7 protein-coding genes are annotated in these 8049 nt (G+C 62.1%); 5 read left to right on the top strand and 2 right to left on the bottom strand.

The annotated features are described in order from the left end of the window. Positions 1–428: 428 nt before the first annotated feature. The gene (locus tag BDO18943_RS38750) at positions 429–671 is read left to right on the top strand and encodes a hypothetical protein (RefSeq protein ID WP_081054107.1); all 243 of its coding nucleotides are present in this window, start codon (positions 429–431) and stop codon (positions 669–671) included. A gap of 210 nt (positions 672–881) precedes the next feature. Here BDO18943_RS38750 and BDO18943_RS38745 read toward each other — a convergent pair whose 3' ends face one another. Then, a complete protein-coding gene (locus BDO18943_RS38745) occupies positions 882–1187 on the bottom strand; it encodes a DUF4148 domain-containing protein (protein WP_045577987.1) in 306 nt (101 codons plus the stop codon). Positions 1188–1596: 409 nt separating this feature from the next. On the opposite strand from BDO18943_RS38745, the gene BDO18943_RS38740 reads away from it, so the two are divergent. The 4 genes from BDO18943_RS38740 (at position 1597) to BDO18943_RS38725 (ending at position 7559) form a co-directional block, all read left to right on the top strand. Continuing rightward, positions 1597–1833 (top strand): PepSY domain-containing protein, encoded by a 237-nt coding sequence (locus tag BDO18943_RS38740; RefSeq protein ID WP_106919396.1) that lies wholly within the window; start codon positions 1597–1599, stop codon positions 1831–1833. A gap of 170 nt (positions 1834–2003) precedes the next feature. Beyond that, the gene (locus tag BDO18943_RS38735) at positions 2004–3395 is read left to right on the top strand and encodes a TolC family protein (protein WP_045577989.1); all 1392 of its coding nucleotides are present in this window, start codon (positions 2004–2006) and stop codon (positions 3393–3395) included. Positions 3396–3444: 49 nt separating this feature from the next. Then, a complete protein-coding gene (locus BDO18943_RS38730) occupies positions 3445–4494 on the top strand; it encodes an efflux RND transporter periplasmic adaptor subunit (protein ID WP_226112360.1) in 1050 nt (349 codons plus the stop codon). Next, positions 4491–7559 (top strand): efflux RND transporter permease subunit, encoded by a 3069-nt coding sequence (locus tag BDO18943_RS38725; protein ID WP_045577990.1) that lies wholly within the window; start codon positions 4491–4493, stop codon positions 7557–7559. Before BDO18943_RS38730 ends, BDO18943_RS38725 begins: the two co-directional genes overlap by 4 nt. Positions 7560–7748: 189 nt before the next feature. Here the strand turns inward: BDO18943_RS38725 and BDO18943_RS38720 are convergent, their stop codons facing one another. Further along, a complete protein-coding gene (locus BDO18943_RS38720; RefSeq protein ID WP_059889796.1) occupies positions 7749–8045 on the bottom strand; it encodes an SNARE-associated domain-containing protein in 297 nt (98 codons plus the stop codon). Positions 8046–8049 lie beyond the last annotated feature (4 nt).

Below are 8049 nucleotides of genomic sequence, written 5' to 3'. Positions count from 1 at the left end.
CTGGCGCCTATGTGCCGCCCCTCAAGTGGCGCCCTTATGCCGACCCCGCATTGGCTCCATAGCGCCGCCCCGTGACAGCACACGACGAACGTCAATCTTGGCGGCTTGCCGCCACGCGTGCGCATTGCGAGCGAGATGGTGGGGCTGACATGCAAGCTTGGCCACTTTGCCAATTAAAGCGCCGGGGGGATGCCCTAAGCTTTCCATAAGGTTGTCGAGCTACGCTGGTCGCATCTGTCGTTCGGATCCATTTGCGACGGAGCCGATACGGCTCGATCCCGGGCAGCGAGCGGGAGCGCGAGGGGAATTGATGCGATGCCCGCATGCCCGGCGTCGAACCAAGCAACGCCGTGCCGTCGAACCGACAGCGAACAACTTGAATTTCGTCACGATGTGAAGGACAGGAGCCGCGACCGCGGAACAAATCTATGAAACCGCCTATCAATGCCTTGCTGGCTTTAGCACTTGCCGTGGTTCCCGCGTTTGCTTCCGCAAAAGTTCAGGGTACCGGTATCGCGATCGCGGATGTGACGCTCGAGCGTGTAAGGGTCGAACGTGAAGATCATGCGATTGATGACGCTCGACGCGCGGCGGAGCGACGGATGTCGACGACATCGCCCTACGGGAAGGGTGCGCCTAGCCTTGACGCCGCGAAGGCGATGCAGCGCTAGTGCATCGGCTGAGGTTTGCCCGGTTGATCGATGGGGACGGCATTTCGCTCTTCGGGTGGATGCGCATACCGTGAACGGTCCAAATTCCCCGCCTCCCACGCTGCAGGGCAAACCGGACAACAGGATTTCCGGAATGACTGGCCGAGTCATTCCGGCACCGTGCACATTTGATCCGAAGTTCCTGAAGCGGTGCGATCGAGCTGCCAGGAATCAGTGATGCCGGTACAACTGGCTCTGGTCGTTCTTCCACACATGCCGTCCCGACGCGGCCTGGTTAGCAGGCTCGCTTCCGACACCGCTACCAGTTTGTTCAGGCGAAATGCGCCGCTCGGAGGCCTGAAGCAAGTCGGGGTAGCTGGGATCCTTGCGTGACGGAAAATACCCGGCTTTTTCGATCTGAATCAATTGCGCACGCACCTGAGCGCGGGTAAGCGGAACATTGCCGGATTGGGCAAACGACATCATTGGGGGCAGCGCGGCCAGCGACACAGCGAGCAGTTTGAGTTTCACGTTCATGATCAGTCTCTCTATAAAGTTGCGTATTTCCGGTGCGAAGGAAGATGACTTGCATCCGGTAACGTAAGATTCGCATTCCAAACTTAAGATGCGGTTAACTTGATGTATAGAAAAACGACATGATCGATATACTCGATTGAGATTGTGTTCATGAAAAGTATTGCTGACCGGATCGCCTGAATTCCGTGTCCCTTGCGAGTGCTCGCCAGGCGGGCCGAATTTCACGTAGGAATCCGGCATAGCTAAGGTAAGGCTAAGTCTCTCGACGTACCGTTCGGCTTGCGCAAGTTCCTGCGCTTCGCCCAAGACGAATCATGTATCGCTATACCCGACTTCTGTTCTTACCGTTCTGGTCGCAGCGGGTGTCGCCGCAGCTTATGCCGAGAACGGCGACGGGGAAATCGCCGCAATGTCGATCGTGCACGCACCCGTGACGCTCGCACATGCAGCGACAGCCGCCGAACTGCACGTACACGGCAAGGCTGCGCGGGCGGAGTATGAAAATTCAAGGCAAGGCTGGGTGTACGACGTCGAGGTGGCCGGTGACGGCAAGGCATACGACGTTCGCGTCGACGCGAACAAGGGAACCGTCCTCGCATCCGCCGTCGACAGTGCCGATCGTGACGACCACGACACGCTCGACTGAGACGGCGCCGTGCATCGTCAAAGCATTGATGCGATGCACTGGATTCGTTGCTCGGCCGGAGCATCGTTAACGCGCACTTAAGGTGGGAAACGAGAAAATTTTCATGTACAGCGCGACGCGACACTATCGATTGCATTTCGCTTTCTAGTCTTACTACCTTGGCGTCAACAATGGTTGATTACACTCTGTCTAGCCGTTGGAAGTCGGCATCGTTATGCGTTGCGTTGTGCGGCTTCATCACCGGTTGCACGACCTATCACGCAAAGCCGCTTTTTCGAGCATCGACCGCGCTGTCTCAGCACGACCTCGATCGCTTCGAGATCGATCCCCGGAAGATGCCGTTACCCGAACTAGTGGCACATCGTTTCGATCCGTCCGCAGGCTTCGACATCGAGGACGTTGCGATGCTGGCCGTCGCAAACAACCCGGATCTGAAGCTTGCGCGCGATGATCTCGGCATTGCGCAGGCACAGGCATTTTCTGCAGGTCTCCTACCAGATCCACAGGTATCGGTTTCGAGCGACTTTCCGGGTGCCGCGGGCCTTGAGCGCGCGTTCAACTACGGACTGAGCATGGACGTGATGGCGATCATCTCGCGAAGTGCCAACCAGAGGTCCGCCGACGCGACTGTGCGAAAGACGGACCTTGGACTGCTGTGGCAGGAATGGCAAATCGTCGCTCAAGCCAAGCAGCTTTATACAAAGACGCGTTATGAAGACGCCGTACTGCCGCTGCTGAAGCAGGCGCTCGATCTCGACCAGACGCGCTACACCCGGCTCGAGCATGCCCGGCAGGCCGGGAACACGACCGATGACGTCGTGAGTGTCGCATTGACGGCATACAGCGACGCGCGCCGGCAATATGACGACATGGTCCGTGCCCGCGCGCAGACGCATCATGACTTCAACCTGTTGCTGGGGATTGCACCCGACGTCGAGCTGAAGCTCGTCGGTTCGAGCAGGACGAAACCGCTGGCGAACGCGTCGCTCGAAGCCGAATTGGCAGCGTTGCCTAAGCGACGCCCTGACTTGATTGCGCTGCAGGCAGGCTACGAAGCGCAGGAGCAGAAATACCGTGCCGCGATCCTCAACCAGTTTCCGAGCCTGACGGTCGGATTCGATCGTGCACGTGACACGTCCGGCATCTATACGACCGGTTTCCAGATCGCATTGAGCCTGCCGATCTTCAACCGCAACCGCGGCAATATCGCGATCGAACAGGCGACTCGTCAGCGTCTCGGCGACGAATATCGGGTCCGGCTGAATGCTGCGTACGCGGACATTGCGCACCTGCGCAACGATTCGCGCCTCGCGAGCGCGCAACTCGCGCAGGACGAGGCAGCACTGCCGGCGCTCATGCAAGCAGCCGGGCGCGCACGGAACGCGTTCGCGGCACACGATATCGCGATGGGGCAGTACGTCGATGCGCAGCTCGCCGCGCTGACGAGGCAGATTGATGCGGAAACCCAACGCGATGCGCTTGCCGAACAGCGTATCGGGCTGCAAGCGCTACTCGGCAGTGCGATCCCGGACGCATTCTCCACCGACTCCACTCAGCGTTGATCTCATGTCACCCGCTCCCGACTTTCCCTTATCCCGCCGTATAGCCACCGTGTCCGTCGCGCTTGCCGTGCTGGCGCCGTGTGCGGGGCCCGTGCGGGCCGACGAACCTGTGACCGCATCGGTCGATACCGTAGCAGTACACCGAGAACCGATTTCTCAGCAGGTTCGGGCATACGGCATCGTCGCGGCATCGTCGTCGAGCGTCACTTCGATCAACCTGCCTTATGCCGCGCGCATTCGAAAGGTGCTTGTGCTGCCCGGCCAGACGGTAGCCCGCAGCGCGGCGCTCGTCGTGGTAGAAGCCGACCCCGCTGCGGTACTGGCAGCATCGCAGGCCACCAGCGCGCTGACCCTTGCGCAGGGCGAACTCGAGCGTACGCGCTCGCTGTTCGACGCCGGTCTTGCAACGCAATCGCAGCTTGCCGCGGCGCGGAAGGCGCTGAATGACGCACAGCAGCGACTGGCAGCCCAGCATCAAATGGGGGTGCATGCCGGAAACGTGACGATCGCCGCGCCGTTTGCAGGCGTCGTGTCGCAGTTGACCGCACTCCCGGGCGATCAGATCCAGGCCGGCGCAACGATCGCGCAGATCGCGGCGGTCGCGAATGCGTCGAGTTGGCAAGCGAACGTGACGCTCGGTGTCGACCCGTCGGCCGCGGCGTCGATTCACGTGGGAGATTCCGTCGTGCTGAATGGGCTGTCGACCGCGCTTGAGCACGCTCATCCTGCGGGGCGAGTCGTCGTGGCGGGCGCGGCAATCGATCCGCAAAGCCAGCTCGTGAACGTCGGTGCCAACATACCGCTTGGCGGTACCGCGTTTATCCTGGGTACACGTGTGAGCGCCGATATTGCGACGCAGACCGGAACCTGGTGGGTGGTGCCGCGCGCCGCAGTGCTGAGCGACAGGAAGGGGACCTATGTGTTCCAGGTGACGCCGAAGCACACTGCGCAGCGCGTCGACGTCGTGGTGCGCGTGGAAAGCGGCAATCGCTATGGCGTTGACGGACCGCTTGACGCCGCGGAACCGCTGGTTGTCACCGGCAACTACGAGTTGCGGAACGGGATGGCAGTGCGAATGGCCGGAGGCGCGCGCCAATGAATTTCGGGCAATGGATGCAGATGCATCGACGATCGCTGCTGTTTGTCGTGGCGCTGCTTGCAGTCGCGGGCGCGCTGACGGCCTTTCGGTTACCGATCTCGTTGTTTCCGAACGTGTCGTTCCCGCGCGCGGTCGTTTCGCTCGATGCGGGTGACCGGCCGGCCGAACAGATGGCGACGCTTGTCACGATGCCGGTCGAAGAAGCGCTGCGGCGCGTGCCCAGCGTGCGCGACGTCGAGTCGAAGACCAGCCGGGGATCGGCCGAGATCTCGCTTAACTTCGACTGGGGCACAGACATGGCGCAGGCGACGCTGCAGGCGCAGTCCGCAATTTCCGAAATCCTGCCGTCGTTACCGCCCGGCACGAAGATGCAGGTGAGGCGGATGGATCCCACCGTGTTTCCGGTGCTTGCCTATAGCCTCACGTCGTCGCAGCAATCGCTTGCGCAACTTCGCGATCTCGCGCAGTTCCAGTTGCGCCCGCTGCTGTCGTCGGTCGACGGCGTCGCGCGCGTCGAAGTGACCGGGGGGGCGCAGGACGAGTTGCAAGTCGCCATCGATCCCGCCCGGCTCGCGGCGTACAAGCTGTCGGTCGAGGACGTATCAAAGGCGATCGGTGCGGGCAACGTGCTGATAGCGACCGGACGGATCGAGGACCACTACAAGCTGTACCTGGTCGTCGCAGATACCACGATTACGTCGCTCGATACGCTTCGCAACGCAGTCGTGTCGTCTGCGGGCGGCAATCAGGTACGCGTCGGCGACATCGCGACCGTGTCGCGCGGCACGGCTCCGCAATGGATACGCGTCACGGCGGACGGGCAGGACGCAGTCCTGGTCAATGTATTCCAGCAGCCGGGGGCGAATAGCGTCGCGATGGCCAAGGCGATCCGCGCGAAGTTGGCCGCTTTCGAGAAACAAATGCCACCGGGCGTGCACCTGGCGTACTGGTATGACCAGAGTCAGCTCGTGATCGCGTCAGCATCGAGCGTGCGCGACGCGATTCTGATCGGCGTGGTCTTGGCTGCATTCACGCTTTTCGTGTTCCTGCGCAACTGGAAAATCACCGCGATTGCCGTTGCGCTGGTGCCGGTCGTGATGAGCGCGACGATCCTGCTGCTCGATGTGTTCGGAATGGGTTTCAACATCATGACGCTCGGCGGGATGGCCGCGGCGGTCGGACTCGTGATCGATGATGCGATCGTGATGATCGAGCACATCGCGAGGCGCATGCGCGAGGCTGGCGCCCATGCATTCCACGGCCGCGTGATGAGCGCGGCCCTCGAATTCACGCGTCCGCTTGCGGGATCGTCGGCCGCGACGCTGATCATCTTTGTGCCTCTCGCGTTCCTGTCTGGCGTGACGGGCGCATTTTTCAAGGCGCTGTCGATCACCATGGCGAGCGCGCTGTTCATTTCGTTCGTCGTGAGCTGGCTTGCCATCCCGATCCTGTGCGATCACTGGCTGACGCCCGCCGATGCGGAGGAGCATCGCGAGTCGCGTCTGTCGCACTGGATGAACACCCGCTATGCGGCCCTGATCGAACGAGTGAGCGGCAGGCCGTTGCTTGCCCTGGCAGGTGTGGTGCCGCTTCTGATCGTGGCCGCGCTGGCGTTTACGCGTGTCGGCAGCGGGTTCATGCCGTCGATGGACGAGGGCGGGTTCGTGCTCGACTATCACACGGCGCCCGGGACATCCATCACCGAAACGGATCGTCTGATGCGTGAAATCGAGACGATCATTCGTGAGAACCCGAACGTCGCGACGTATTCCCGGCGCACCGGCGCGGGCCTTGGCGGCGACCTCAACGAACCCAACAGGGGCGACTTCTTCGTGCGCCTGAAATCGGGGTCCCGCGAGCCGATCGACACGGTGATGGAGGAGATCCGGTCGAAAATCGAAACGAACGTTCCGGGCGTGAGTATCGAACTCGCCCAACTGATGGAGGACCTGATAGGTGACCTGACTGCGGTGCCGCAACCGGTGCAGATCAAGATCTATTCGGATGATCCTCACGTGCTGGATTCGACAGCAAGGCGGGTCGCGGCGCGGATCGGAAAAATTCAAGGCATCGTCGACGTCGACGACGGCATCAATCCGGCGGGCGATGCACTCGACCTTCACATCCGGCCCGATGCGGCAGCGGCGGAAGGCATGGATCCGCAGGCGATCGCGCAGCAAGTGTCGGATCTGCTCGAGGGTAACGTCGCCACGCAATTCCAGCAGGGACCCAAGACGGTCGGGGTGCGCGTGTGGGTCGCGAATGCGATGCGCACGAATGGCACGGGGCTCGGAGAACTGCAGATCCGCGCGCCGGATGGGCACCTGTTCCCGCTCGACCGAGTGACCGATCTCGTCACGGTTAGCGGTCAGCCGGAGATCAGCCGAGACAACCTGAAGCGAATGGTAGCCGTCACCGCACGAATCGACGGACGCGACCTGGGCTCGACGATCGCGGACGTGCAACATGCGCTCGGCGAGGCGGATCTGTTGCCGCCCGGCGTGTATTACGAGCTCGGCGGGCTGTATCAGCAACAACAGATCGCATTCCGCGGACTGCTTGCCGTGTTTGGCGCCGCCGTGGCGCTAGTTTTCGGCCTGCTGCTGTTCCTCTACGAACGGTTCCGCGTCGCGCTCGCCGTGATGGCGATGCCGCTGTGCGCGACCGGCGCGGTTTTCATCGGTCTGTGGGTAACGGGTATCGAACTGAACATCTCGGCGATGATGGGGATGACGATGATCGTCGGTATCGTGACCGAAGTCGCGATCTTCTATGTTTCCGAGTTCCAGGCGCTCGTGCGCGATGAAGGAATGGCGCCCGATGTCGCGCTGCTCGCCGCCGGCCGCAACCGGTTGCGGCCGATCGCGATGACGACGATCGCCGCGATCCTGGCATTGCTGCCGCTTGCGTTCGCGCTCGGTCAGGGTTCGGCGATGCAGCAACCGCTGGCGGTGGCGATCATATCGGGGCTGATCGTACAGCTTCCGTTGGTTTTGCTGGTGCTGCCGGTTCTGTTGCGTGTGCTGGTTGCGGGATCCGGGTCGGCAGGACTGTCGGACCATTGAGCCGGTTTCCGAGGCTGGCGACGCGGGAGCCCACGCCAGTGCGGATGCAAGGTTAACTGCATAGAATTTCAGCCGCCCCATGCGCGTGCTACCGTATAGCAGTGGCACGAGCGGGCGTACCGGTGCGCAAAGACGGGCGCGCACCAGACTCCCGACGCCATGTCGCTCGACGAACTGCTCGCGGCGGACTCAACTGTCGTGATGACCGCTCGCCTCGATCCACGGCCTGATGTCGGCGTGATAGCGCCGGCCCAGTTCGTAGGCCAGCCCAACGCCCAGGATGGCTCCCAGTACCACGGATGCCAGCGTCAGCCAGCCATTGAGCACGCCGGCACCGACGAGAGCACCCGCAAAAAACACGAGAACACGCGCCAGCCTCGTCGCGATCGCGCCGACGGAGGCAATTGCCTCGGCGCACGCGACGGCAAGCAACACAGTGAGAACGGCATAGGGGTGGTGCTTGATCGCCATGAGCCAGGTCTGCACGAAA

Source organism: Burkholderia aenigmatica (genome assembly GCF_902499175.1).
GTDB classification, from domain to species: Bacteria; Pseudomonadota; Gammaproteobacteria; order Burkholderiales; family Burkholderiaceae; genus Burkholderia; species Burkholderia aenigmatica.
This window is presented reverse-complemented; position numbering and strand designations above follow the sequence as displayed.

What these genes read in the sequence shown, in the direction of transcription:
- BDO18943_RS38745 (WP_045577987.1), bottom strand. Translation starts at nt 1,187, where the DNA reads ATGAACGTGAAACTCAAACTGCTCGCTGTGTCGCTGGCCGCGCTGCCC.
- BDO18943_RS38725 (WP_045577990.1), top strand. Translation starts at nt 4,491, where the DNA reads ATGAATTTCGGGCAATGGATGCAGATGCATCGACGATCGCTGCTGTTT.
- BDO18943_RS38750 (WP_081054107.1), top strand. Translation starts at nt 429, where the DNA reads ATGAAACCGCCTATCAATGCCTTGCTGGCTTTAGCACTTGCCGTGGTT.
- BDO18943_RS38735 (WP_045577989.1), top strand. Translation starts at nt 2,004, where the DNA reads ATGGTTGATTACACTCTGTCTAGCCGTTGGAAGTCGGCATCGTTATGC.
- BDO18943_RS38740 (WP_106919396.1), top strand. Translation starts at nt 1,597, where the DNA reads ATGTCGATCGTGCACGCACCCGTGACGCTCGCACATGCAGCGACAGCC.